Origin of the sequence: Methanolobus sp. ZRKC4 (assembly GCF_045291305.1) — an archaeon.
Lineage (GTDB): Archaea > Halobacteriota > Methanosarcinia > Methanosarcinales > Methanosarcinaceae > Methanolobus.
In genome coordinates, this window is record NZ_CP146983.1 from 1,706,470 (window position 1) to 1,733,146 (window position 26,677).

General features: G+C 39.5%; 24 protein-coding genes and 1 pseudogene. 14 read left to right on the forward strand and 11 right to left on the reverse strand.

The features are described from left to right. The first annotated feature begins 62 nt into the window (after window positions 1-62). The 5 genes from V7O67_RS08840 to V7O67_RS08860 are packed head-to-tail and all read left to right on the forward strand — an operon-like array spanning window position 63 to window position 2,681. Window positions 63-1,103, forward strand: coding sequence for a permease (locus V7O67_RS08840; protein ID WP_406669894.1), 1,041 nt, complete (start codon window positions 63-65; stop codon window positions 1,101-1,103). Between the two features lie 42 nt (window positions 1,104-1,145). Beyond that, window positions 1,146-1,835 (forward strand): metallophosphoesterase family protein, encoded by a 690-nt coding sequence (locus tag V7O67_RS08845; RefSeq protein ID WP_406669895.1) that lies wholly within the window; start codon window positions 1,146-1,148, stop codon window positions 1,833-1,835. A gap of 32 nt (window positions 1,836-1,867) precedes the next feature. Then, window positions 1,868-2,050: an ATP-binding protein gene (locus V7O67_RS08850; RefSeq protein ID WP_406669896.1), complete on the forward strand. Its 183-nt coding sequence runs from the start codon at window positions 1,868-1,870 to the stop codon at window positions 2,048-2,050. Between the two features lie 17 nt (window positions 2,051-2,067). Continuing rightward, complete coding sequence (locus V7O67_RS08855) at window positions 2,068-2,301, forward strand: thioredoxin family protein (protein ID WP_342305193.1); 234 nt, start codon at window positions 2,068-2,070, stop codon at window positions 2,299-2,301. After that, window positions 2,286-2,681 carry a putative zinc-binding protein gene (locus V7O67_RS08860; RefSeq protein ID WP_342305192.1) on the forward strand — a complete coding sequence of 132 codons (396 nt, stop codon included), beginning with the start codon at window positions 2,286-2,288 and terminating at the stop codon, window positions 2,679-2,681. Before V7O67_RS08855 ends, V7O67_RS08860 begins: the two co-directional genes overlap by 16 nt. Window positions 2,682-2,704: 23 nt before the next feature. Here the strand turns inward: V7O67_RS08860 and V7O67_RS08865 are convergent, their stop codons facing one another. Both V7O67_RS08865 and V7O67_RS08870 read right to left on the reverse strand, forming a co-directional pair. Beyond that, a complete protein-coding gene (locus tag V7O67_RS08865) occupies window positions 2,705-3,193 on the reverse strand; it encodes a metallophosphoesterase (protein WP_342305191.1) in 489 nt (162 codons plus the stop codon). 71 nt (window positions 3,194-3,264) lie between these two features. Next, window positions 3,265-4,542, reverse strand: coding sequence for a PGF-pre-PGF domain-containing protein (locus V7O67_RS08870; protein ID WP_342305190.1), 1,278 nt, complete (start codon window positions 4,540-4,542; stop codon window positions 3,265-3,267). A 424-nt stretch (window positions 4,543-4,966) separates the two neighbouring features. On the opposite strand from V7O67_RS08870, the gene V7O67_RS08875 reads away from it, so the two are divergent. Further along, entirely contained in the window at window positions 4,967-7,174 is a 2,208-nt protein-coding gene (locus V7O67_RS08875) for an ATP-binding protein (RefSeq protein ID WP_342305189.1), read from the forward strand. Window positions 7,175-7,233: 59 nt separating this feature from the next. Here V7O67_RS08875 and V7O67_RS08880 read toward each other — a convergent pair whose 3' ends face one another. Then, window positions 7,234-7,401 (reverse strand): GNAT family N-acetyltransferase, encoded by a 168-nt coding sequence (locus V7O67_RS08880; RefSeq protein WP_406669897.1) that lies wholly within the window; start codon window positions 7,399-7,401, stop codon window positions 7,234-7,236. A 31-nt stretch (window positions 7,402-7,432) separates the two neighbouring features. Here V7O67_RS08880 and V7O67_RS08885 point away from each other — a divergent pair. Then, window positions 7,433-8,115 (forward strand): IS1 family transposase gene (locus tag V7O67_RS08885; RefSeq protein ID WP_342303728.1). Its coding sequence is split into 2 segments (ribosomal slippage): window positions 7,433-7,759 and window positions 7,762-8,115, totalling 681 coding nucleotides; the frame shifts between segments, so codons are not numbered across the junction. Here the strand turns inward: V7O67_RS08885 and V7O67_RS08890 are convergent. From V7O67_RS08890 to V7O67_RS08900, 3 genes are all read right to left on the reverse strand, one after another. Then, the gene (locus V7O67_RS08890) at window positions 8,108-8,515 is read right to left on the reverse strand and encodes a GNAT family N-acetyltransferase (RefSeq protein WP_342305188.1); all 408 of its coding nucleotides are present in this window, start codon (window positions 8,513-8,515) and stop codon (window positions 8,108-8,110) included. The two genes, V7O67_RS08885 and V7O67_RS08890, sit on opposite strands and share 8 nt — an antisense overlap. Window positions 8,516-8,594: 79 nt before the next feature. Then, complete coding sequence (locus V7O67_RS08895; RefSeq protein WP_342305187.1) at window positions 8,595-9,302, reverse strand: type 1 glutamine amidotransferase; 708 nt, start codon at window positions 9,300-9,302, stop codon at window positions 8,595-8,597. Between the two features lie 541 nt (window positions 9,303-9,843). Further along, entirely contained in the window at window positions 9,844-10,443 is a 600-nt protein-coding gene (locus V7O67_RS08900; RefSeq protein WP_342305186.1) for an O-acetyl-ADP-ribose deacetylase, read from the reverse strand. Window positions 10,444-10,617: 174 nt separating this feature from the next. Between V7O67_RS08900 and V7O67_RS08905 the strand changes: the two genes are divergently transcribed. The 3 genes from V7O67_RS08905 to V7O67_RS08915 are packed head-to-tail and all read left to right on the forward strand — an operon-like array spanning window position 10,618 to window position 14,245. Then, complete coding sequence (locus V7O67_RS08905; RefSeq protein ID WP_342305185.1) at window positions 10,618-12,069, forward strand: aminoacyl-histidine dipeptidase; 1,452 nt, start codon at window positions 10,618-10,620, stop codon at window positions 12,067-12,069. 60 nt (window positions 12,070-12,129) lie between these two features. Further along, window positions 12,130-13,098 carry a DUF523 and DUF1722 domain-containing protein gene (locus tag V7O67_RS08910; RefSeq protein ID WP_342305184.1) on the forward strand — a complete coding sequence of 323 codons (969 nt, stop codon included), beginning with the start codon at window positions 12,130-12,132 and terminating at the stop codon, window positions 13,096-13,098. Between the two features lie 46 nt (window positions 13,099-13,144). Further along, window positions 13,145-14,245 (forward strand): (Fe-S)-binding protein, encoded by a 1,101-nt coding sequence (locus V7O67_RS08915; RefSeq protein WP_406669898.1) that lies wholly within the window; start codon window positions 13,145-13,147, stop codon window positions 14,243-14,245. 123 nt (window positions 14,246-14,368) lie between these two features. Here V7O67_RS08915 and V7O67_RS08920 read toward each other — a convergent pair whose 3' ends face one another. From V7O67_RS08920 to V7O67_RS08940, 5 genes and pseudogenes are all read right to left on the reverse strand, one after another. Then, the gene (locus V7O67_RS08920; RefSeq protein WP_406669899.1) at window positions 14,369-15,955 is read right to left on the reverse strand and encodes a sodium:solute symporter; all 1,587 of its coding nucleotides are present in this window, start codon (window positions 15,953-15,955) and stop codon (window positions 14,369-14,371) included. Continuing rightward, window positions 15,955-16,080, reverse strand: a complete 126-nt coding sequence (locus tag V7O67_RS08925) for a symporter small accessory protein (RefSeq protein ID WP_406669900.1) — start codon at window positions 16,078-16,080, stop codon at window positions 15,955-15,957. The genes V7O67_RS08920 and V7O67_RS08925 overlap by 1 nt, the downstream gene beginning before the upstream one ends. A gap of 365 nt (window positions 16,081-16,445) precedes the next feature. Further along, window positions 16,446-16,799 carry a hypothetical protein gene (locus V7O67_RS08930; RefSeq protein WP_342306515.1) on the reverse strand — a complete coding sequence of 118 codons (354 nt, stop codon included), beginning with the start codon at window positions 16,797-16,799 and terminating at the stop codon, window positions 16,446-16,448. Window positions 16,800-16,978: 179 nt separating this feature from the next. Next, the gene (locus V7O67_RS08935) at window positions 16,979-18,391 is read right to left on the reverse strand and encodes a sodium:solute symporter family protein (RefSeq protein WP_342305174.1); all 1,413 of its coding nucleotides are present in this window, start codon (window positions 18,389-18,391) and stop codon (window positions 16,979-16,981) included. A 263-nt stretch (window positions 18,392-18,654) separates the two neighbouring features. After that, window positions 18,655-19,664 (reverse strand): annotated as a pseudogene (locus V7O67_RS08940) (IS630 family transposase). 679 nt (window positions 19,665-20,343) lie between these two features. On the opposite strand from V7O67_RS08940, the gene V7O67_RS08945 reads away from it, so the two are divergent. From V7O67_RS08945 to V7O67_RS08960, 4 genes are all read left to right on the forward strand, one after another. Beyond that, window positions 20,344-21,546, forward strand: coding sequence for an FIST N-terminal domain-containing protein (locus V7O67_RS08945; protein WP_342305172.1), 1,203 nt, complete (start codon window positions 20,344-20,346; stop codon window positions 21,544-21,546). Between the two features lie 11 nt (window positions 21,547-21,557). Then, on the forward strand, window positions 21,558-22,679 hold the full coding sequence (locus tag V7O67_RS08950; protein WP_406669901.1) for a hypothetical protein: 1,122 nt from the start codon (window positions 21,558-21,560) through the stop codon (window positions 22,677-22,679). 63 nt (window positions 22,680-22,742) lie between these two features. Beyond that, window positions 22,743-24,611, forward strand: a complete 1,869-nt coding sequence (locus tag V7O67_RS08955; RefSeq protein WP_342305168.1) for a histidine kinase dimerization/phosphoacceptor domain -containing protein — start codon at window positions 22,743-22,745, stop codon at window positions 24,609-24,611. Window positions 24,612-24,629: 18 nt separating this feature from the next. Next, entirely contained in the window at window positions 24,630-26,495 is a 1,866-nt protein-coding gene (locus V7O67_RS08960) for a PAS domain S-box protein (protein ID WP_342305166.1), read from the forward strand. The last annotated feature ends 182 nt before the right edge of the window (window positions 26,496-26,677 follow it).

The following is a 26,677-nucleotide window of genomic DNA, read 5'->3' on the forward strand; positions in this document are numbered from 1 at the left end:
ACATAGTATTTCAAAAATATTTGAAGCCACAACCTATATATACAGTTTCAACATTATTTGAAATGATGGATCCCTATATAACGCATCTTATATCCGTTGGTATTGCATCGTTACAGGAGTATCTAGCTCTGCATGTGCTTTTATGTCTGGTGCCGGCCTTTTTTCTTGCAGGTGCCATAGCATCGTTGTTCTCGAAAGAGTCGGTTCTTAGGTTCTTCGGTGCAGATGCACCAAAGTATATTTCCTATACTGTTGCAGCAGTTTCAGGCTGTCTTCTTGCGGTTTGCAGTTGTACGGTACTGCCCTTGTTTGCAGGTATCTTCAAGAGAGGTGCGGGTATCGGTCCGGCCACAACATTCCTGTTCTCAGCTCCTGCAATAAACATTCTTGCAATAGTGTACACAGCTAAGATTCTGGGCTATGACCTTGGAGTCTCAAGGGCAATCATAGCAATCCTTCTTTCAGTGTTTATCGGAATTATGATGGCGTTCATATACGAGAAAAAGAACATTGAAAGAAAGAGCATTCAGACATTCGGCGAAGAAAAGCATGCTCACAGTGCATGGCTTTTTGTACTACTGCTTGCAATTCTCGTAGCTCCAGAGATCCTGACAACATGGACAGCCAAGGTTATTGTTGAGATTCCTTTGATACTAATTACTGTATATGTCTCCTTTAAATTGTTCACTGCAGAAGAAAGAAAGAGCTGGATGAGTGAGACATGGTTCCTTGTAAAAATGATAACTCCCCTGCTTCTGGTTGGTGTATTCTTTGCAGGAATAATTGTGGAAATCATTCCTGATGAATATGTTGTAGAATATGTGGGTGGAGCTGATGCAGGCTCTTACATCATAGCCTCGGTATCTGCTGCCCTTATGTATTTCTCTACCCTGACAGAGGTGCCTATAATCAGTGCTCTTACCCAGCTTGGAATGGGTGAAGGTCCGGCACTTTCAATGCTTCTTGCAGGTCCTGCCCTGAGCCTTCCGAATATGATTGTGATAAGCCGGATAATGGGTATGAAAAAAGGTATGGCATACATATCGCTTGTTGTTGTAATTGCCACGATATCAGGATATGTGTTTGGAACGTACTTTATATGATAAACATAAAAGGAAAGCTTCGGTGAAAGTTTTGGTGAAAATATGAGATTACTATTAATATCTGATATACATGCTAACAAAGAGGCCCTTGATGCAGTGTTAAAAGTGCCTCATGATGAAGTTTTCTGTCTTGGTGATATTGCGGATTACGGTCCTTCTCCCTCTGAATGTATTGCTCTTATCCGGGAGAATAATATTGAAACCGTGCTTGGAAACCACGATGCTGCCGTTGGGACCGGAATAGATTGTGGTTGTGGCTACAAGTACAAGCACCTTTCCATAGCAACGAGAGAGTACACCTGGAATATGACAACAGAAGTACAAATGGCGTTCCTTCGCCAGCTTCCTTTCAGTATTGAGAAAATGATAGATGGAATGAGGCTGTACTTCACACATGGAAGTCCAAGATCCAATTATGAATACATGAAGCCGGAGACATCAGAGTCAGATCTGGAAGAAATGGTATCTGAGATTGACGCAGATGTTCTATGTATAGGTCATTCACATATTCCCTTTATCAAAAAATTCAAAGATATGCTAATAATAAACCCAGGTTCTACAGGTCAGCCCAGAGATGGTGACTGGCGGGCAAGTTGTGCGGTGTTCGATACTACCAGTTCAAAAGCTGAGATCATACGTTGTGATTATGACGTAGAGACTACCTGTAATAAAATACAGGAGAACATGCCCAATCCTGACGAACTGATAACAATATTAAAGAGAGGGTACTGATATTATCCTTAAAAAAAGGAAGTGTTCACAAAATGGTGCTCATTACTGTTAAAGGTGACAAATGTACTGGCTGTGGTTCATGTGTGGATGCGTGTCAGAATGATGTCCTTGAACTAAAGGATGGGATATGTTTTCCGGCAAGGCCGAGTCTGTGCAAGTATTGTATTGATTGTGTGAGATCCTGCGACTTTCACGCTATAAACGTGATTATTTAAATTAAAGAGATGAAAATATGAAAATAGAGATATTAGGTACTGGTTGTCCTAAATGCAACAAGACAAAGAAGTTCGTTGAACAGGCTGTTGAGCAAGCAGGTGTTGATGCTGAGATAGTGAAGGTTGAGGATATGGATGGTATACTTGCATATGGTGTGCTAATTACTCCTGCTGTCGTTGTAGACGGCGATGTAAAGATCGTTGGCAGGGTACCAAAGGTGAATGAGGTTATTGAATGGATAACACAGTAATACCTATGTCTGAGAATGCAAAGTGTTCATGTGGCGCTTCCATTGTAGGAATATTCCCATGTGCCGGTGCATCTAATGTTGGTCAGTTAAGCAATGCCGTTGCAGTTGAATTACACAAGCAGGGCGTTGGTAATATGATGTGTACTGTAGGGGTCGGTGGCAAAGTAAACGGTCTTGTTAAGTCTGCAGAAGGCTGCGAGTCCATCATTGTCATCGATGGTTGCCCTCTTAACTGTGCACAAGCAACAATGGAAGAAGCAGGTATTCCAATTGGAAAACACATACTTCTAACTGATCTGGATATCAAAAAGAACAAGGATCTTGACCTTGACCCTGCACAGGTTAAGGAATTTTTGTCTAAGGTATCGGAGCTGCTCTAAAGCAGCTTCCACTAAATATTTTCTTAGATTTCTACAATCTCAACACCAAGTTCGGGATCAAGAAGTGCCACCGTACGTTTTCCGGTGAGCACTCCTGCGGTCTCACCCGGATTTATCAATAACGTCTCGTTTATTTTTGTGACACCGGCATGGTGTGTGTGTCCCCTGACTACTATATCAAAGTCTCCTGATTCTGCCAGAGCAGTTACTGGAGGCTCATATATTCCATGAAGAAGCGCAATTCTTTTTCCATCAATCTCCAGATCACCGAAGTCGCCACAACATTGCGCATTCAATTCTTCAAATTTTTCTTTTAGTAACAATCTGTCACCGTCATTATTCCCAAAAACAAAATACATATCTGCATCCAGTTTGCTAAAAGCTGTTGCAGTGAAAGGGGAAATGATGTCACCTGCATGCAGGACAGTCTTGACCTTCTTCTTATTGAACAGTTCCACAGCAGCCTTGATGGCATCCATGTTATCGTGTGAATCAGACATTATTCCTATCATTTTTCTACTTCTCCTCTTTAAAGAAGGTGTGGACAGGATTTATGCTTTTTCAGAAAACCTGGTCAATAAACTTAAACAACGTTGCCACGTCTGCAAAGTAAAAGGATGAACATTGACATACAAAGAATTAGTGAGCTGTTCTGCGCAAGTTTTGCTGAATCTTCATCTGTTGAGGCTGAAATGGAGTTCTTTGGAAACAGGCTGTCTTCTTTTTCATCTTCCTCCTGCGTAATCATATCGTTGTCATTTTTCTTATTTGAAAGAGTTTCATCCATCGTTTTTTCAAATTGTACATCTGCAGTTATGGCAAATGGTGAAAATCCAGGGGTTATCGCTTCAAAGATCACAAAATCTTCATTCTCTCCAGTCATTTTAGTTTCGAGTGTTTCCCATTTATGTTCATGGTACCTTTTCAAATGTATATCAGTTGTTTCAACATCATTTACCAGAATCCATTTTTTAAGGACTGCAAAAGAGATTCTCATGTCTTTCATGTTAGTTTCTGTTGCATAGCCTGCTTTTCCAAGCCATATATTGATATTTCTGTAAATTGTACCCTCTGGTTTTTCGGAAATAGTTGATGATACATCTTTAAGCACTTCAATTGTGCTTGTTATGAACCCTGCATTCTTCAATGATCTATAACGGATAAATTTAATGGGATTTGCGTTCTCATCAAAGAGATAAATGACTTCTGAGTCTCCGGTAATATATAGTTTCTCTACTTCCTTAATGTCAATATTCTCAATATTCTCGCCGGGATTGCCTCCACCACCACCGGCTCCGCAACCTGAGGTGGTAATGGTTTCCTGTACTAAAGTGGATGAAGCTCCCAGAATCTTAACCTGTGAGTTCTGAATAGTCACTGGAACAGCCTTTCCTTCAGAATCACTTAATATCACATTGGAAAGACTGATAATGTAATTTCCTGTGTTATTGCTTGCAGTGAATGTGATGTGCGCAAAGTTTCCAGAGGTACTTATCTCATCCTGTCCAAGTGTTACGGCAAACAAACCGTTGATTTTTCCTTGCGGATTATCAACTGTTCCTCCAATAAAAATTGACATGGAATCTCCCTGTTCAAAGAATCCCTCATCATCCACATCATTTGCAGAAAACATGTTATTGTTAAATAAAATGTCCAGTTGTGCACCGGCTATTGGTATATCTGGTTCTATATTGATGTAGACATCGAAATTCTGTTTTGCATATACTTCCTGTGTAGATGGTGATATGCTAACAACGGAATTTGCCGATGTAATCAGAATACATGAGTATACAAGTGTTAATATCAGGAAAAATAGCATCATTTTCCTGTAAATATTCAGGGAAAATATTATTATGTTCATCCTCACACCCAAAAACTATTTAAAAACAGTATATTATAATATATATTTATACTTTGTTATTTTAATTGAGTGAACTTTGCATTAAGGAGTTAAGAATAAAATAGGGACCAAGAAAATAAGTTTTAAAGTAATCTTCACCATTTTGTGATTTAGTTGGGCTTAATTTAGTTATACCTAATATTGCCTAAAAAGCCCTACCATCAGCAGTGAAGATAAATATGGTTATATATAATTAGTATTATGGAGGTATTAATATAATATACTCCTGATTTAAGGTTCACTATATAAGTATATATGATTTTATGAAATGCGTTTCTCAAGGATGTGCACTAAAATAGGAATTTGCGACTGTTTCTGCAGTCGTGATCAGGGAAAAGGAATGAAAAGCAAATCAAAGAATTTGAGTTGATGAAGGTAACTTATTATGGATAAAGAAACTGCATCCAAAAAGATAAAAAATAGATTTGCACGTTCCAATAGTAGTACATCTTCAAATTTAATTCTCTGGAAATTATTAGTGCCTTTGGTGCTTGCAGCCATTATTCTAATTGCTGCTTTCTCGGGTATTTTTTGGTGGCAGCAGAACCAGAAGATGGATGAGCATATCCAGCTTACGACAATTTTTGTTTCTGAAGAATACAATCATTCGCTGCAAGAGCAGTCAATCATATTAGCCGAGGAAATGAATTGGATTCTCGAGAACGAAAAAATTGAAACAGCATTAGAGAAACGCGATGTTGAACAACTAATGGCTACTTCCCAGAATATGTACAGAAGGCTTTCCTCAGTACACAATGTAACACATATTTACTTCCAGGGACCTGATCGTGTGAATCTTGTGCGTGTTCATAATCCTGATAAAAAGGGTGGCTTTGTCGATCGCTTTACTATTCGTGAAGCCGAAAGAACAGGAGATGTCGTTAGTGGTATTGAATTGGGGTCGCTGGGTACTTTCACGCTGCGTGTAGTGAAACCAATATACATAAACGAGACACTGATTGGATACTTTGAGCTAGGTAAAGAAATTGAAGACATTCTGAACTCAGTTGCTTACAAATCCGACTCAGAAATAGCTGTTTTTATCTACAAGGATAAACTTGATTGTGCGAAGTGGGAAAATGGCATGCAAATGCTTGGTAGAGATGGGAATTGGAGTTTTTATCCCACGCAAGCTTTAATTTACAGCACTATGGCGCTTCCTGAAGAATTAGATAATATCATTAAAAATGAAAAATTAGGCCATGGTCAGATTTCACCAGAAGCAGCTCCGGAATTCAAGAGTAATGGGAAAACATGGCACTTTGCACTAGTTCCGTTGATGGATGCATCAGATGATGAAGTGGGCTATATGATCATAATGAAGGATGTCACTGAAGATAAAAAGGTATTTGCTAGCAACTTGAAAGTTATTGTTATCGGATCCCTTGTAATCTTTGGAATATTGTTCATATTCTACTTTATTATATTAGATAAAACTGATAAGGGCATACTAGCAAATAAAAAAGAACTCATGGACAGTGAGGAAAAATTCAGGAATATTTTTGAAGGTGCCGTTGAAGGTATAAATGTATCAGATGTTTCCACCGGAAAATTCAGATATGTTAATCCGGCGCTATGCAGTATGCTGGGATATACTGAAGAAGAATTAATGCAACAAAAAACAATTAACATTCATCCACAGAATGATTTAGAACAAGTCCTGTCTGAATTAAAAGTCCCGGAAACAGGTGAAAAAACCTCATTAACAAATATTTCATGTCTGCGTAAGGATGGAACAACAATTTACGTTGATATAAGTGTTTTTCATGCTCAGGTAGATGGAAAAACATGTACAGTGGGATTTTACACAGATGTCACCGCTCTTAAAAAAATCGATGATGAAATGCGAGCTATCAAGCTTGCTAAACTTGCAGCAGAGGAATCAAATCGTGTTAAGGGTGAATTCCTTGCAAACATGAGCCATGAACTAAGGACTCCACTTAACTCTATTATAGGTTTTTCTGATATGCTTCGAATTAAAAACTTTGGCAGTCTCAACGAAAAACAATCCAAATTTGTTGGTAACATTTCAAACAGTGGAAAACACTTGCTTGAGCTTATCAACGACATACTCGATCTTTCCAAGGTAGAGGCTGGAAAAATGGAGCTTCATTGCGAGGAAGTTGATATATTTTCGATATTTAAAGAAGTGAAAGATATACTTGATCCAATGGCCGCTAAAAAGAACATCACACTGGAATATACTGTTAATAATCAACTTTCAATTATTTATGCGGATAAAATTAAGCTCAAGCAGACACTCTACAATCTTGTGAACAACGCAATAAAGTTCACAGATTTACAAGGCAACGTAAGCTTTAGTGCAAGCACCAAGCATGATATGCTACATGTTGAGGTCGTAGATACCGGCATTGGAATCTCAGAAGATAACCTGAAAAAACTGTTCAAGCCTTTCACACAATTGGATTCGTCCACTTCAAAAGTATATCAAGGTACTGGTCTTGGTCTTTCCCTTGTCAAGAAGTTCGTTGAACTTCATGGGGGCAATGTGTGGGTAACAAGTAAACCGGGGGAAGGGAGTACATTCATTTTCTCCATTCCGCTACAAAGAGAACCAAAATTAACTTGTTAAAAAGTAACTAAAAAATCCATTAACAAGGTAGTGTTTTGATTAAGTATTTTATTTACGCTTTAGTTTCCACGAAGATATTTTTCCCGTGTCAACAGAAAATACTTAGCATCTTTGTCATCTTTTCTGATAATGCCCTGATATTCCATTCCTACTCTCTTTGCCAGATTCATTGAGGCAAGATTCTCAGGAGCACAGTAAATGGATATTCGGCTTTGGTAATTAAACATCGTTATATAATATGATGGCCTCTTTTTATATATGAATTGTCCAAAGTGTAAGAGTTCCAGTCATAAGAAGAACGGTAGGATTGATGGTCGACAACGCTACAAATGCCATGATTGTGGATACAACTATTCAGTAGATATAAAATCCACCGCTAGCCCCGTATCTGTTAAGCGACAGGCTTTACAACTCTATCTGGAGGGGTTGGGATTTCGTTCAATTGGACGTTTTTTGGGCGTTAGTCATGTTTCTGTTCAAAAATGGATTCGAAAATTTGGTAGTGAATTAGAGGATCTAAAAAGTGAAAATGAGATTTCTGTTGTGGAATTGGACGAGATGCATACTTATATTGGGAATAAAAAAACTACTGCTGGATATGGATTGCTGTTGATAGATATGGGAAGAAATTCATCGATTGCTCTTTTGGCAGCAGAGGAACAAAAACAGGACAAAAACTCTGGAAAAAGTTAAAGACAAAAGAGGTTGGGGAAGTAATGACGGATTATTGGAGGGCATATGCCAAGTTAGTCCCCAGAAACATCCATACTCGATCAAAAGCAGAAACATATACTGTTGAAGGATACAACAGCATATTTAGGCATTTCCTGGCAAGACTAAGGAGAAAGTCAAAGTGTTATACTAAAAGTCTTGAAATGCTAAAAATCTCCGTTTTGCTCTTGATGAAATATAGGAATAAAGAACTAGCTATGTTTAATTAACAATGCCGGATATTCTTTTGATATCATGAACCAGTATCATATATTCAATCATTTTCTCTACTGCTTCAGTGGCGTATCCATTGCCTCGAAACTCAGGTTCAAGGGCATAATATATCTGTGCATCAGCAGCGAAATCCATTTTTGCAAAACCACATGAGCCAATTACTTTCTCTTCGTCCTTCTTGCAGATTGCCATTGCAAAGAATGGCTCATCAGTGCTGTATGATTGTATAATCATGTCAAGAAATGCTTTAGTTTCTTCAAGGCTCCGGTGGAGGGGCATGTCAGTGGAACTGGTTATTTCCTCGTTGTTGAAAAAAAGATGTAACCCTTTAAGATCTTCTTCCACATACCTTCTGATTATCAATCTTTTTGTATCCAGTGTTTGTGGAATTTTCATTGATTGTTATTTCTCCAACTGGTACAAAAAAGTTTTGAATCAACTATGAGTTTATTCTTCAATAAATTATGAACTAAACTTAGATCAAGCCGGAAATTTGCAGGAAATTGTTGAATAGTTTCTTTCCATTGTTACTGTACTCATCCGCAAACAATTTAAAGTCCTTTTCCAGTGTGTCTCTGTCCATCTTCCTTAGTTCAGAATCGTTATCAAGCCATGTTGTGAACATTTCTGGTGTCAGTTCAAAGTGTCCCTGTATTCCATAGGCATTTTTACTTACTTTTACTATCTGATGCCTGCAGTACTTCCCGGTAGCTAGTAATTGCATTTTTTCAGTCATTTTTACTGTTTCACCATGCAAATGGAATATTTTTAAGGGATTTTTAAGACCATTGAACAGAGGGTCGTTTAAATTCTCTTTTGCAATATTAACTGAATAATAGTCACCATCCTCTCCTGTGAAACCTATCTCTTTGACATTGTTAACATGTATAGAACCTCCACATGCCTTAACAAGTGCCTGCATGCCAAGACAGATGCCTAGATAGGGTATGCCTGAATCAATTGCCTGTTTTATCATCTTCAGTTCCAGAATCATCTTTTTGCTTGCATCGTTGGCACTGTCCGGTCCACCAAAGATTATGATGGCAGAATAATTTTCAGGAGATGGGATTTTGTCCCCGGCTTCAAGGTCGGTAATATCATACGAAATCCTGCTTTCAATTAAAATATCTTCAAGTATTCCGGGTCCTTCTCTTGAAATGTTCTTTACGATCAGCAGGTTCATGGCTTCCTATATCTGGTTTGTAAAATAAATTATTTATGCGTAAAAATCACCGACAATAATGCTATGTCGTATAAAATAGGCAAAGAAAAAAAGGATCCAACAGACAGGATTCCCGAATACGTTTTTGAAAGGGTAACTTTCGTTTTTCCGTTTTTGATGATTACGGGAATCCTGACTTGCCGGGTTTCGTTTTTGGGTAAATTATGGTACCACCATGAACCATTATTTACCACACCACCAACCAACCAACCTTACCATACTGATAATAGTTTATCCGTAACTTTTTTCTGTATGGCTAAACTTAACAAGAGTTCATCAGCAATTCATATTACTTATATATTTCTACTATGGAGTATATGGTAATCATCATCATTATAATATGTGTTCTACTTTCACGCTTCATTAAATTTAGAACTGAGGTAACTATTCAGCCTGGCACGATTTGCCTATTGGTACTGATTTCATCGAAATAGAGATGTCTGCTCACTAACAACCTAAGAATCAAAAAAGCAATCAATGGCAACAATCAAAATTAATGATCCTAATAAAATGTAGGTCTCAACTTTTTGTCAAGATTGCTATTGATAGTGTTTTTATCAGGCTGAATAGTTACGAACTGAGAAACCTGTTCTTCCAGCATACTTGAATAAAAATGGTATGCATTCTCATTGAAGCAGATGAGCCTGACATCTTCCAGTGAGCTCTCTGCATTGAGATATTCAAGTATAGTGCTCACAGCAAGTCCTGACGCCTTATTTACCGGAAAACCATAGGCTCCAATGCTGATTCCAGGAAAAGCAATGCTTTTAACATCATGTTCCTCAGCCAGGATAAGTGAATTCCTGTATGCGTCGGTAAGGAGTTGTTCCTCCCTGTAATGTCCTCCTTTCCATACAGGACCAACAGTGTGTATAATCCACTTTGCAGGAAGCTTGTAACCTTTTGTGATCCTGGCTTCTCCTGTTGGACATCCTCCAAGGGTGCGACATTCCTCCAGAAGTTGCGGACCTGCAGCATAATGGATGGCTCCGTCCACTCCTCCACCACCCAGAAGTGAATTGTTGGCTGCATTCACTATGGCATCGACTTTTTGTTCAACGATATCACCCATAATTACACTAATAGTTTCAGAAATATCCACATTGTAACCTCAATTATCCACATTTTGTCCTTAAAGGAAGAATTGTTAAGATTACTCTTATCTTTGTTGTATGATATAATTTATACAGAACAGGCAATATATCACAATAACTGTACCTTATATTTGTAATTCAAGGTTCAGTATTTTAGATTCAAGATTATGGCAGGTTAATTCATGGATGAAATCACAGAAAAGATCCTTGCCCTTTTCAGGGAAGTAAGCAGCATTCCAAGGCCTTCAGGAAATGAAGAGAAAATAGCCACATGGTTGAAAGAATGGGCATTAGCAAAGGGTTTTAGAGTAAAGTTCGATAGCGTCAATAATGTAGTTATCGGGGTTCCGGCTTCAAAAGGATATGAAAATTTGCCTGCGATAGTTATTCAGGGACATATGGACATGGTATGCGAAAAAGCATGTGGGTGCAACCACGACTTTACAAAAGACCCAATTGTACCCGTTATCGAAGGTGACTGGTTAAAAGCACAGGGGACTACTCTTGGAGCAGATAATGGAATAGCACTTGCCATCGCTCTGGCTCTTGCAGAGGATACTGGCGTAAGCCATCCACCGCTTGAGTTGCTTTTCACTGTTGATGAAGAGACTGGTCTTACCGGAGCTAATGCCCTGATGCCCGATTTCATCTCCGGAAAAATATTGCTGAATGTGGATTCGGAAGATGAGGGTGTTTTTACCGTTGGCTGCGCAGGTGGCTTGAACTCAACTATCAGGATGTCACTGGGATATTCACCAGTGCCGGAAGATAGATCGCTTTTCAGGCTGGTGGTAGATGGACTTGCAGGAGGACATTCCGGCGTTGATATCCATGAAAAGAGAGCAAATGCCAACAAATTGATTGCAGAAGTCTTGAAGGAACTTACCGGCGATGTGGATATCATGATCATGGATATTAAAGGCGGCTCTGCACACAATGCAATTCCACGACATGCGGAAGCGATCATTGCTCTTACACCTAATTCCATGGAGACTGCTCTTTCTACAATATCTGCATTTGAAAAAAGGATGAAAGCTGAATATGTGGATCTTGAGCATTCTCTTTCAGTGATTCTTGAAGAGTATGCGGTAGAAATGGATATGAGGGCAATAAATGATACTTTTGCTCATAAGGCTCTGGCTCTTCTGCTGTCTTTGCCACATGGGGTTGCTTCCATATCTCCCGCAATACCCGGTCTCGTTGAAACTTCAAATAACCTGGCGACTGTGAATATAGAAGATGGTGAGCTGGTAGTAATATCAAGCCAGCGCAGTTCAGTTGACTCGGGACTTGCCGTGATCACTGAAAAGGTTACCTCAGTTGCCGTTGAATACGGGGCCAAATGGTCACATGGTTCTGGTTATCCGGCGTGGCAACCTGATATGTCTTCACAGCTTCTCCAGCGATGCAAAGAAGTATATTTCTCAGTGTTTGGTGAATACGCGCGTATCGAGGTTATACATGCAGGTCTGGAATGCGCTGTTATCGGTTCCAAATACAAAGACATGGATATGATATCCTTCGGTCCTACCATAAAGAACCCACATTCTCCCGATGAGCGACTTTATATCCCGTCAGTTCGAAAGGTCTGGGATTTCATGGTGGCATTACTTGCTTCATTTAAAACTTCATAAGAAAATTCATCTACAGAAAAGAGGTCATCATTATAATCAATCAGGTACAATATTATTTACATGAGAAAATTTCCAAAGCCCATTGTTCTTGTAAGTAGATGTCTTGAGTTTGATAACGTGCGATATAACGGTCAGGTTATTCCTTCTCAGATAGTGCGTGATATGATACCTTTTGTAGATTTCATCAAAGTATGCCCGGAAGTTGAGATTGGACTGGGGGTTCCGAGGGATACTTTGAGGATAATTAAGCAAGATGGTGAGTATCGGCTCGTCCAGCCAAAAACAGGTGAAGACCTCACTGAGAAGATGAATACTTTTACTGACAATTTCCTTAATGAGCTTGGAGGTATGGACGGTTTCATATTCAAAGGTCTTTCTCCAAGTATGGGAATCGAAAACGTCAAGGTATACTCTGGGATAAGTATGTCTCCGGTTGTTGAAAAAAGTGCAGGACTGTTTGCCGGAGAGGTTATTGCCAGATACCCTGGTTATCCTATCGAAGAGAATGAGAGATTGCGTAATAGCCGCATACGTCATCATTTTCTAACTTATTTATACACTTTTGCGACTTTCAGACAGGTGAAAAAAGAGTCCTATCTTGAAGATTTGCTTAAGTTTCACAAAAACAACCGTTTTCTTTTCATGAGCTACAATACTGAAATTTTAGAAGAAATGTCAGAATTACTGGGTTCAGGGAAAGAAGTCAGACAGTTGTTCAATGAATATGAATCTTTATTAAAACAGTTAATGAGAAAGCCCGGCTCATTGGATTTGAAAATGGATACTGCAAGGAATATGTTTTCCATGTTTGCAGATACAATCCCTGCGGAGAAATCTTTTTTTGAAAACATGCTTGGGCGTTATAGCAATAATAGTATAAGTGACGATTCTGTTATGGAATTATTGAGAATGTTCGCATCTCGTTCTCAGGGCGAAGATGCTTATGAGGATGCATTCCTGTATCCGTATCCTGAAGAGCTAAAAGCCCTGGTCGATGAGAAAAGAGAAAAAGATTATTGGGATAAGTGATTTAAGTTAGCGTTTGTTTTGTTACATTTATTTTTATGGTGATCAGATGCATCGTTTTCAGGAAGAAATAAGTTCGTGTATTGATTGTAAGAAATGCTGGGATGTATGCCCGGCCAATGTGGTGACAGAAGGCAATCGTTTCACGCCCCAAGGTAAAATTGAGAGTCTTGCAAAGATTGTTGCAGGTGGGAAACTGTCACAGGATGAGTTTGATAACATCTACCTTTCCACACGTTGCGGTGCCTGTGATGACGTATGTCCTATGGATATTCCCATAACGGATATCATCCAGTACGAGAGGCAATTGCTGGCAGAACAGGGAAAGGAGCCTGAAAAGACTACAATGATATCCGAGAACATCCTTTACCGGAATAGTCCCGGCAGTATGGACCCTGCAAAGAGGTTTGACTGGGTTACCGATGATCTTGAAATTGCTGAAAACTCTGATATCGCCTACATGGCAGGTTGCTGGGTGGCACACAGCCAGCCCGATATAGCTAGGGCAACAATAAGGCTTCTTAACCATGCAGGTATCAAGCCGATGATAATGAAGGAAGAGAAATGCTGTGGGCTTTTCCTCATAGACAACGGCCATTTCGAACAGGCGGCCGAGCATGCAAAAAACTTTGTTGATTATATTGAATCCCTGGGAATCAGTAAAGTTATTACTTCATGTCCTGGTTGCTATCTGGTCCTGGGTCGTGAGTATCCGAAACTTTACAGGGAATTGAATTTTGAGGTTGAGCATTCTCTCAACATCTTCAAGGACATGATCGCTGATGGCACACTAAAACCAGAGAAGCTGGATTATACTGTTTCAGTCAGGGATGCATGCCCCATGAGAGAGTCAAAGGATGTTCCACGCGGTATTCTGGCTAGCATGGGTGTGGAGGTAAAGGAGCTCTTCGATGGCAGGCAGGTCTGCTGCGGAGGACCGGCCGGCCTTAAACCAAACTTCCCGGATATAGCAACCGATATTGCCATGCTGTCGATTAGTGATTACAAGGATAAGGCGGATATGATGGTTTCGTACTGTCCCTTCTGTATGCATCATATGGGAGGCGTTTCCAAGTCAAAGGATGAGGAGCTGAAGATGAAGGATGTTTCTGTGCTGCTGGCAGAAAGCGTACTTGATGACTGGGAATGAGATGATGTTCTCGGAAACAACAGAACAAAATCAAAATAAATGAACAGCAAGTCTCAAGATCAGTTTTATCCAAATCCAAATTTATATGTAAAAAAGTATGGGGCATATTGACCCCATTAGATATTATTTCTCAAAGCATGCATCAATGTGTTCCTGTGCATCCGGTTTTGTTAGCAGGCTCACTACCACAGCAACGATTATCGCCACGGGAGTTGCGATAAGTATTGGATCAATTACTGTCCAGGTACCCGTAAGTATGGTATCCACACCGAACAGGGCTTTACTGATTCCCAGGGCACTCGCTTCTTTTGCATGCACGAATGTAAGCCATAAAAGACTACTGAAAGTTCCGACAAGCAGGCTAGCTGTTGCTCCCTGTCTGTTCATACGCTTCCAGAAGAGTGCACCCGCATACATTGGCAAAAATGCTGCTGCACAAAGCCCAAAGAAGATTGCTGTGGCCCTTGCAATGATGCTTATTGGAAGTACATATGCCAGTATTACGCTTGCAATAATGGTAATTGCAATACCCGCACGGGTAATGTTAATGCTCTGTCCGAGTTCTCCTTTCTTTAGATACTGGCGATAAAAATCATGTCCAATTGCTGTTCCCATTGTATGGAACTGGGAGCTCAATGTTGACATGGCTGCTGCAAGCAATGTCAGGAGGAAGAATATCACAAAATAGTCGGGCATGGCACTGTTGATGTACTCAGGCATGATTACATCAATGTTTCCTTTTGCAGCTACAACAGCGATCACGCCTTTTGTCTTCATGAAATAGACGTTTGAAAGTGCACCGACTGTGAAAGCCACTCCTGTCATCATCAGAATGAAAGGTCCTCCTACGAGCACAGCTCTCTTGAGTGCGCGTTTATTTTTGACAGTCATGAATCTGACGGCAAGCTGGGGTTGTGCAAGTACTCCTATTCCCACGCCAAGCACAAGCGTTGATACAAGCGTCCACCATATGGGTGATCCGAATGCAGGCATGGCTGTCCATCCGAGATGTCCCCCGTTGGCAAGACTTTCTGGAACCATGCCACTCATTGATGTAAGTGCCGAATGAGCTGCATTTATGCCTCCGAGTTTAATATAAGTAAATATAAGTAAAAATGCCATTCCGACGAACATAAGACTTCCTTGCAGGGCATCTGTATACATGACTGCAATAAGTCCTCCGGTTATAACATAAGCCGCGACAATAACAGTAAGAATAAGCACAGCAACATCATAATTAATATTCAATGTCGCTTCTACGAATCTCGCACCGCCGATCAATACGATGCCGGCATAAAGAGGCATGAATATACCAATAAGGGCACCTGAAAATCCCTGGATAAAGCGTGACTGGAATCTTTTTCCAAGCAATTCCGGGAATGTGACTGCATCCAGCTTCAAGCCCATCCGGCGTGTTCTTTTTCCGAATACCACAAATGCTATGAATATACCTACAAGAATATTCATAAAAGCCAGCCATAGCAAGCCCATTCCAAGTGCACCTGCCGCACCTCCGAATCCTACTATTGCGGAAGTACTGATAAAAGTGGCTCCATACGAAACAGCCAGGATGTAGGGATGGATTTTCCTGCCTGCAACCATGTAATCTTCGGATTCCTTTGTCCTTTTGTACCCAAGCCATCCAAGATAGAAGATGATCATCATGTAGATCAGGACAACAACCCCGAGTACCGGTGTACTTACTGCCATTAACACACCTCATCCTGATCATCTTCTTCGTTCCATTTCAGGGCTCCATATATTATACAGCCTAGCGCACTTAAAAAACAAAGAACGTACGCTATCCATATTTGTGGATCATCGATTCCAAGCATTTTTCATCTCCTCATTATTTGTGGTAAGTAATATAACTATAAATCGTGGCAATTGCTATTCTAAACTACTATTTAAATCTGTTTAGTTGAATTTATGTATATGCCACTTTAGCTTATATGATGGTAGAGATTCGAAAACAGGAAAAAACCAGAGAGCAAATGGACGAAGCCTTCTATGGTTCTAAAGAATTTAGTGTTAATGTGGAATGTGTTGGGTATCACACAGCCAGTTGAATATGTTGAATATGAAGGATGTATCGATTCTGCCGGTGGAACTGTGCTTGGTGATTGGGAATGATACGCAGGGATGTCTTTATCTTATATTTCAGGAGGTCAGAATAAGACCAAATTAGACAAAATCATCTTCAAAGATAGTATTTAACGTAGAATCTGTAAACAACTCTTATTTCGTCTAATTCTTTAGCTTCCACTTGAAAATTGCTTTTATTTTCATTTGCATCATATGTCAGCTCATTGAGATCTTTGAAGACGACCTCGCAGTTTATGTTCTCAGGGAGTTGCGATTTGAAGCTGTCACATTTTGCTATAATTCCATGCAGCATTTTTTCTGTTTCAATTGGCTCAAAGATATTTTCATTTACTGGTGCGTAGACAATTTCTGTTGTCAATTTTTCCCTTCCTTCCAAATTCATCCAGAAACCGTTGACATGTGCACCATCAATCATGTAATCCTTGATCTCGAAACTCTTGCTTATCACATTCTTCAATTTGGAACACCTTTTGCTTTCATTTATATTGATAAGTTAAATTTGTTTTCATGAATTGGTTTCGAACCAAAGTAACAAGCTTACAAACCTGGAGAATATGCCTGGATAAAAAAAGAAATGGTGCTGAAGGTTATTTTCAGCACCTGGTCAAAAGCCGAGTATTTTACTTCTTATTCAATTTCCGTCATAGGAGATGGACGGGGACTTGCCAGGCTTCCTCCCAAATATGCAATGGTACCAAAGATCAAACCGATGAATACCGGGTGGATGAGTGGATTGCCAAAGAGTTGCCAGAGCACCACTGAGCCGAAACTTGCCACCAGGCTGGCAACAAATCCTGTTGCTGTGCCACGTTCCCAGTAAAGTCCGAAAATAAGCGGTATGAAAACGCAGCATGCGATAACGCCCATACTTGCGGACACCAGGGGTACAATCATCTGTGGAACATCCATTGCGAAGAATGCCGAGACTATAATGATGATAACTCCTACTATCCTTGTCATACGGAGCACCACATTATCAGGAGTTGCCGGACGTAGATACTTCAAGATATCTGAAGTCAGAGCGGTTGTTGTGACCAGCACAATAGCACTCATAGTTGACATGGCAGCAGAGATAGCAGCCAGCAGTACGATGCTATCAAATCCACGGGGGAGTAGTGATGTTGCTAAAAATGGTATAAGTCCATCAGGGTTTGCCATGAATGGAGCCAGCTGTTCTGAGCTGAAGACTCCATGAGCCAAAACTCCCAGGGAGAATATACATAAAGCGTAAATGGTGATGGATATTGGTCCATAGATGCCTGCAAAGCGCACTACTCTTTTGTCTTTGGCAGAGAACAACATTATCAGCAGATCGGGTAATGCCAAAAGCCCAAGACTGATGGAAAATGCCATTCCAAAGGTCTTTTGCCATGGGACTGCTGCTCCACTCATACTCAATATGTCAGCTGGAACCATATCCCATATTGCCATTCCGCCACCACTTGAAATAAGTCCTGTGTATAGCAGCACTGCACCTACAAGCATGATAAGCCCCTGCAGGAAACTGATCCATATGATCGCAGGCAGCCCTCCAATCACATAGTAAAGAGCCACGATGACAACAGCTATGAAAAGACCCTGGACATATGTCACTCCCAGCAGGCCCTGGAAAAGATTGGCACAGCCCTTGAAGATGGCAACCAGATATACGGTGTACATTAAAAGCATGATAGCTGCAAGCAGGACCTTACCTTTTTGGGAATCGTATCTGCGCTCCAGCAGCTGTGGAATGGTCTTGGCATCGTACTTTTGGGAGAACACCCATATTTTGGGTGCAATGATGAATGCCAGACAGGCAAATGCTACATGGAAGAAAACTCCCCAGATGACCCATGGGAGGCCAGCAATAAGTCCATAGCCTCCACCACCGAGGAAAGATGCAGCGCTGAAATACGCAGCCATATATGCAATTCCTATCACCGCAGGATGCATCACATTGCGGTCTGATACAGCAAATCCTGAAAAGGTTCCCTGCTTTAGTTTCAGGGAAAGCAAAAGTATCCCAATTACGTATAACACCAAAAGAATATGATTAAGCATGTTCGCGCCTCAATATGAAATAGAATGTGGTGGCCAGCATGATCACGATCGAGATTATAAGATAAATGTAAGGTAAGGGCATTAGGTTCATCTCCTCCTTTCCATGATTTTGTTTTTGTCAATTATTGTTTTTAAGCTGCTACAGATCAATACCAATTGTGACTCCTCCAAAAAAGGATGTATTTATACTATAATGTCCGTTGATGTACAATAACATTTAAAAAGGTTTTTGTTTGGTTTAATTATAGTTGTTCACTTAATATTCATAACTTATTTTTCAGAAACTTATCAATCCATTTTCTTGCGAAACTAATCTTTGATGAACAACTAATAAACGTCTCAGCAATCAGATTTTTCATATGGTCAAGATCTTTCACAAAATTACAAGAAATTATTCTTTTGACGCTCTTCCAGATGAATTCTATTGGATTCAAGTCTGGCGAATATGGAGGTAAATAGACCAATTCGATGTCATTTGCCTGTGCAAAATCCAATGTATCTTTTGCTCGATGTGATCTAAAATTGTCGAGAATGATTACAATTCTTTTTCCTATGTTACTGTTTTTTACAGTTGACAGAAATGAACATACATCTTCTTTGGTTGAATGTTCCTTAAAATTTATAACTGAATTACCATTCAATGCATAAAACCCGAAGGAGTTTGCTTTTAGCCTGGTTGTGTTTTTGAAGATAACAGGTTTATTGAAAGACCATAAACGAACTGTATTTGATGTTGTTTGTGGAGATGATTCATCAAGAAAGCCGATAACGCAACCATCATCGATTAATGGTAAGTTTTTTTTAAACGGTCTTCTGCGTCTTCTGGTCTTCGATGATCATGTGTATAGGGTTTGCCATGATGCATGCCAAACTTTTTCAAGATGACTAATATTTGCTTAATGGTGTATTGAACTTTAAACTCATTATATATGAGTTCCTGAACTGCTTTTGTTGACCAGTCATCACGCTCATGTAACATGGTCTTTAGTTTTTCTTTTTGGTCATTAGTGAGTTTTGAAGGGCAACCTCCTGAAAACCTGGGTTTCAAACCTTTATATCCGTCTTGATTCCACCGTTCTTGCCATTGATATGCAACGGGTTTTGATATCCCTACAAGTTTAGCCGCTTCATTAACTGAAGCACCTTCATAACGGTGTTTAACAAAATACAAACGTTGTAGAACTCTTGTATCTTTCTCTAACGACTTAATATGTTTAAGCAATTCCTCTAATGAAAGATGATGCTCTATCAGAATTTGTTCTGGTTTAGCCATGAAAAATAGTTGTATCTCTTAAGTAATAAATGTTTAGTTAATAACTATAAATGATTTCGTGCTATTATTGGTTGAAAGAGTTTTCTAAACTAGTATTTGATTATTTTTTGGATTTGTAAAAATCCTTATTTGAACAATAAATATAACCTTGATATACATGTCAAAGTTGTGAACTAATAGCTTGAATTTATTTATTTATTTTTTTGCTTGATTTCAGTATTATTTTCCATCGAATCGTCTATAGCAGACGACTCCATCTCCTCTCCCCCCATACCCCCTCACCCCTTTTTTTAACATGAGGCTCTATAATGGATGTTTCCTCCTCCTTCCACTCCATGTAATGCAAATTCAGTACTTCTCGAATTTCCTCATTTTGTTCTTATTGCTACTAATCTACCTTAAATACCCGATCATCAACTGAATCCTTAACTTTCTTCTAAGCTATTTTCCAACAGACAGAACAAATCTATCAAATCTAAATATATCCTCATCAATGGCTACTGATTTGTTTTTGTTATTGTGTAATATTTTTTCAGAATGGCAACAGATAAATATATATATATTTATTTATGTGTTTTATATATACAAATAATTGAAATATGTCTATGATTGTAGAACATTGGCATTAATTCATTTGGATTGTCAAAATTTAAAACATCTAAATAAAGCGGAGGGCAGTATGTTAAAATTTTCGTCAAGTAGTAACAGAATTGTGAACTCAAAGAAAGCCATAGCTGAATGCCTTGAAAGTGCGCTCGTTGATGAAGAGAGCATTGATTGTGATCTTGTGGTAATCTATACCACCATCGGTCATAATCTGAATGATATTATAAGTGAGGCGCATAAGCTCGCTCCAAGTGCACAGGTTGTTGGTTGTACCTGCTCTGGAATTATTGGCAAAGAGGGACCAAATGAAGCAATGAGGTGTCTGGCTATCATGACAATAAAAGGCGGAAATGATGAATTTTCCGTGGTCATTAAAGATAATATAGCAGGTCCCAATTCTTATGAAGTCGGTGCCCAATTGGCTCAAGACCTGAAGAATAAAAATCCAAACGTTAACATGATCCATTTCCTGGCAACAGGTATCGATATTGCTGCCGACAAAGCGTTGGAAGGCATCGAATCCGTTTTTGGCACAGATGTTCCGATATTTGGAGCTACCTCTTCAGATAATATGAAAGCCATAAACAACTTCCAATTCGTTGGCGACCAGATATTTGAAAAAGGTGCATTAGCAATTGGCTTTGCAGACCCTACACTTGAAGTGATCACACAGGCCTCCCACGGTTTTGCAATCGTAGAAATGCCTTTTGAAGTAACACGTTCTGAGTCGAATCGTGTGTTCGAGCTGGATGGACAACCGGCCTGGAAATGTCTGACAGACAATCTCGGACTACCAGAAACAGCACAACTTGCGGATACGATTCCAATTGGAGCACTTGCAGAGGAACTGCCAGAAAGTTTACAGGAAGAATATGGCAATACACACATTCTTCGAGTGATTGCAAAGAAAGGAACGGATGGTAGTATCTATATGCCTGTTGAGTGCCCCGAGGGCACCAAACTCTACCTCACCAAGCGGGATGAGGATCTAATATTTGATGGCCTGGATCAGATGGTCGGGCAGATCGTTGAAAGATGCAACGGCCGTAGACCTGTCGCAGTTTTCCACGCAGACTGTGTCGCAAGAGGAAGGGGTATGTTAAACCGTATCCTTAAGGATGAAATTGTATTCAGGATGCAGCACCCCCTGTGTAACGATGAAGATATACCATGGCTGGGAATGTACGGACTGGGGGAATTTGCAAGATTAGGAGGACGATCCCAATTCCATAATTACACAACAGCCCTGTATGTCATTGTCAAGCGCAACGACTAATGTGATCTTCAGTGTATTCGCACCAGGTACCTCATAACATGAATGAAGATAGTTTGCACTACGATAAACTTGAAGCTAAGTATGGCGAGTTACAGAAAAAAGTAACCCGTTTTTCCGCGATTGAGCAGCAGCTTGTCAATACAGGAGATCTCCTTGATCGCGAGCTTAGTCGCTTTAAGTCGATCCAGGGCTACAACGAGAAAGCCATTAGGACTAAAGATATGCACGAGCTTTCCTCGATAACAGTAGAGTCCATAGTTGAAGTTTTTGAGGTTGAATGCGGTGCGCTCTTCACTTATGATACGACTAATAATCGCTTAACTCTCGTGGAGAATTACGGTTTTGAGGAGAAACACCCATTGGTCATGGAATGGATAGTTTCTGATGAAATTGTGAACTCAAAAGACAGTGTTTTTATCGAATTTTCCGCCCCATCAAATCCCTGGGGATCGCTGGGATTGTGTCAGGTAATTTACGCTCCTTATTACAAGGATGGAGATCTGCATGGATTTGTTCTAGGAGGACGATCTGCAGAAAAGAAGGATTATTATGACGAAATAAGTGAAGAGATCAGAATATCTTTCATGGTATTTGTCCAACAGGTGAGTGCATTAATGCACAATCTTGAGTCACAGAGAATTATTCAACAGCATGTATCAGAAGTGACAAGTATCAACAAATCTCTGAAAAAAGAGATTAAACAACGTGAGCTGGCAGAAGAACGCATAAGAAAGATGAACGACTGTTTCTTAAGCTTTGGGACTGATCCATTGAAGAACATCAATCACCTTACTGCTCTTTTCGGAGAACTGATGGGAGCTACCTTTGCACTCTACAATCGATTAGATGAGGGTTTGCTTCATTCATGGGGACAGTGGAACACACCTACTGACTATAATCCCTTGGATGAACCAGAAGGACATCTTTGCTATGACGTGATACGGTGTGCAAATGATCGTTTGATGGTGGTCAGGGACCTTTCCGAAACAGCATATGCACACACAGACCAAAATGTGGTCCTATATGCGTTAAAGACCTATATGGGAATAGGAGTTAAGCTTGAGAAAAATTGCGTTGGATCCCTGTGCTGTGTTTTTCAACACGATTTTATACCCTCTAAAGAAGACAGATAGATTATAGGGGTCATTGCTACGGCAATAGCTGTAGAGGAAAAACGTAAGTGGGTTCAAGAGGCATTGCTGGACTCTGAGAACAAGCACCGTATGATCTTTGAACATTCTCCAGTAGGAATTTTCCATTATGATCTGAATGGAATTGTCACCCATTGCAATAATAGCTTTGCAAATATCATTGGACCAGCTGTAGAAAAAATAATCGGTTTTAATATGCTGATGTCCCCTGAAAATCCTCAAATGATAGAGCTTGTAAAAAAAACACTTTCAGGAGAAACAGGATATTTTGAAGGTGAGTATAAATCTGTCCTCAGCGATAGAACTACAGTTATTAAAGCTGAAGCTAACCCTGTTTTTTCGAATGACAGAGCTGTGGTGGGAGGCATCTGTGTTGTGGAAGATGTTACCAAACAAAAAAAGACAGAACTGTCTCTTAAAAGTCGCGATGCGATACTCGAAGGAATTAGTTTCGCAGCTGAAAAGTTACTGGGCCCATGCCCTTTAGATGATACCATACAAGTAGTTCTTGAGAGATTGGGAAAGGCAACAGATGTTGATCACGCATACATTTTTAAAAACATGATCGATGAAGATGGCATACTTCGGGCATACAAGACCAATAAATGGGAGAGCCTTGGAATCAATTCTCAGATCGAGTACCCTGAACCCCATAAATTATCATACATAGATGATGGTTGTGAACGCTGGGTAAAAGCTTTGAGGGCTGGAGATGTGATTTCCGGATCTGTTCAGGAGTTACCCGAAGTTGAACACGCTTTCCTTAAGTCCTATAAAGCATTATCCATCGCAGCAGTGCCAATACACGTGGAAGGAAATTGGTGGGGATTCATTGGTTTCGATGATTGTAAGAATAAAAGAGAATGGTTTGTCGTAGAAAAGGATGCTCTCAAAGCGGCGGCTGATACAATTGGCGCAGCCATCCAACGCAAGCAAGCAGAGAAAGCGTTACAGGAAAACGAGGAAAAATTGAAGACCATACTGTCATCCATCCAGACAGGAGTTCTTATTATCGATGCAGAAACACATGTTATCGTTGACATAAATCCTTCAGCAGTTCAAAGTATTGGTGGTTTAAAAGAGGAAATCGTTGGCAAAGTATGCCACAACTTTATCTGTAAGGCTGAGAAGGGAAGCTGTCCGATCACTGACCTCAAAGATACCATAAACAAATCAGAACACGTGCTCATAAATGTAAGAGGAGAAGAGATTCCCATCCTCAAAAATGTAACTTCTGTAAATCTTGATGGGCGAATACACCTGATTGAGAGTTTTATTGATATCACAGAACGTAAAAAAGCAGAAGAAGTTCAGAAAAAAGATACCTTATTAAAAGAGATACATCACCGGGTGAAAAATAACCTCCAGGTCATTTCCAGTCTGCTCAACCTTCAATCCAGGAATTTCACTGACGAAAAGGTAATTGCTGCCTTCATGGAGAGTCAGACCCGTGTCAGATCAATGGCTATTGCCCACCAGAAGTTGTACCAATCAAAAGATCTGGCAAGCATAGACGTTGGTGATTACATTAAAAATCTGGCGACCTATCTGTTCCAGACATATAAAGTAGGCAATAGTGCTATCAAACTGAAACTGGACGTTGATGACGTTTACATGGGTATAGAAAAAACAATTCCTCTTGGATTGATTATCAATGAACTTGTTTCAAATTCCTTAAAGTATGCTTATCAGACAGAAGAAGAAGGTGACATAGATATCGAATTCCATCTTGAGAATAAGATGTTTACACTCATTGTCAGCGACATTGGGATAGGCATTCCTGAAGACATGGATTATAGCAATTCACATTCATTAGGTTTGCAACTGGTAACAACACTTGTGAAACAAATTCATGGGAATATAGAGCTTGATCGAAGCAATGGGACAAAATTTGTGATTACCTTTAAAGAATGATTGGATAAGGGGAATTAAATGACTAAATCAAAAATATTGATTGTAGAGGATGAACTTATTACAGCTCTGGACATGAAGAACAGGCTGGAAGATTTCGGATATTTAGTTCCTTTTACCGTTGCGTCTGGGGAAGAAGCTATCGAAAAAGTGGAAGAGATTTGTCCTGATTTGGTGCTGATGGATGTTATGCTGGAAGGGGATATGGACGGTATTCAAGCAGCTGAACAGATACATGCACGATTTGACATTCCAGTTGTGTATCTTACCGCTTATGCCGATGACAATACTTTGCAGCGAGCAAAGATAACAGAACCTTTTGGTTACATACTCAAGCCTTTTGAAGAAAAGGAATTATTCACCAGTATAGAGATAGCCCTTTACAAACATAAAATGGAGATCAAATTGAAAGAAAGGGAAGAAAAGTATTCTGCCCTTGTCGAAAATGGAAATGATGGAATTATTATTATCCAGGATTTCATGATTAAATATGCAAACCAGAAAATGCTGGATATGACCAATTATTCGTTTGATGAAGCAAATGAGCTTCCTTTAATGAATTTAATTTCACCTGAGCATATAGATCTTGTAAAAAAGAGATATGTAAAGAGACTGAGAGGAGAAGCCATTCAATCAGGCTATGAGGTCGATATCGTATCAAAGGATGGAAATAAGATACCGGTTGAGATTAGTGCATCTACCATCCATTACAAAGGCAAACCAGCAGATATGGCAATCATAAGAGATATTTCAGAAAGAAAAAAAGTAAATGCTGCTTTGATGGAATCAGAAAAAAAATATCGTGAGTTAACTGAAAATATTTCTGAATTGGTATACTGCATGAATCCTGGAACCTTTGCAGTAACATATATTAATCAAGCTGTTGAGGACATTTTTGGATATACTGTTGAAGAATGGTTAAGTAATCCGGATTCATGGGAGAGTTCCATTTGCCCTGAAGACATAGGAAAAGTCCTTTCAAAATATGAACAAATGAAGGTAATACTGGAAAATGGCGTTATAGAATACCGCATAATAAGAAAGGATGGAACAATACGATGGGTGGAAGATCACGTTTCGTGGTTAGTGGACAGAGAAGCAAATGCTGTTTCAGTGAACGGTATTCTACATGACGTGACTAAACGCAAAGAAGCCGAAATTGCATTAATAAATGCAAAAAATACTGCTGAATCTGCCAATAAAATAAAGAGCGAGTTTATTGCAAATATGAACCATGAATTGAGAACGCCTCTTAATTCCATCATTGGTTTTTCAGATTTTCTTCTTGAGAACAGGATTGGAAGTCTCAATGAAAAACAAAGTAAGTATATAAGTAATGTGTCTAACAGTGGTAAGCATCTTCTCAACGTCATAAACGATATTCTGGATATTTCAAAGATCGAAGCCGGTAAAATGGAGCTTCAGCATAAAAAATTTAGTATCAGGGAAACATTGGATGATGTCGAAGCAATTGTTTCCCTTCTTGCAGAAAAAAAGAACATCTGCCTGAGTACAAGTCTCGAAGCAAATGATCTCTACATCAAAGCTGACAAACTTAAATTGACACAGGTCCTTTTCAATCTTGTATCCAATGCCATAAAGTTTACTGACAATGAAGGATCTGTAGTAGTAGATGTTCAAGACAAAGGAAATTCAGTTTCTTTTCTGATTAGTGACACAGGAATTGGTATTTCAAAGAATCAGTATGAAAAAGTCTTTGAGCCATTTACACAGGTTGATTATTCGACAACTAGACTATATGGAGGTACTGGCCTCGGCCTTACCCTTGTCAAAAAGTTCGTTGAGATGCATGATGGTGAAGTCTGGATAAAAAGTGAATTAGGTGAAGGAACTACGATCGGTTTTAGTATCCCATCCAATATCTAAAAGTAGTTTCCTTTTTTGGCTTTGTAGAAATCCTCAGTTGGACAACACACAATCATCTACTTTATTTTTTTGGAACAACAAACACAAGAAACTTGGTATTAAAATTGTAGTAGATTAACTGAATTTATAGAAAATGATTTCTATAGAGCTGATTTTTCTATGACTGAAACCTGTGACAAAAC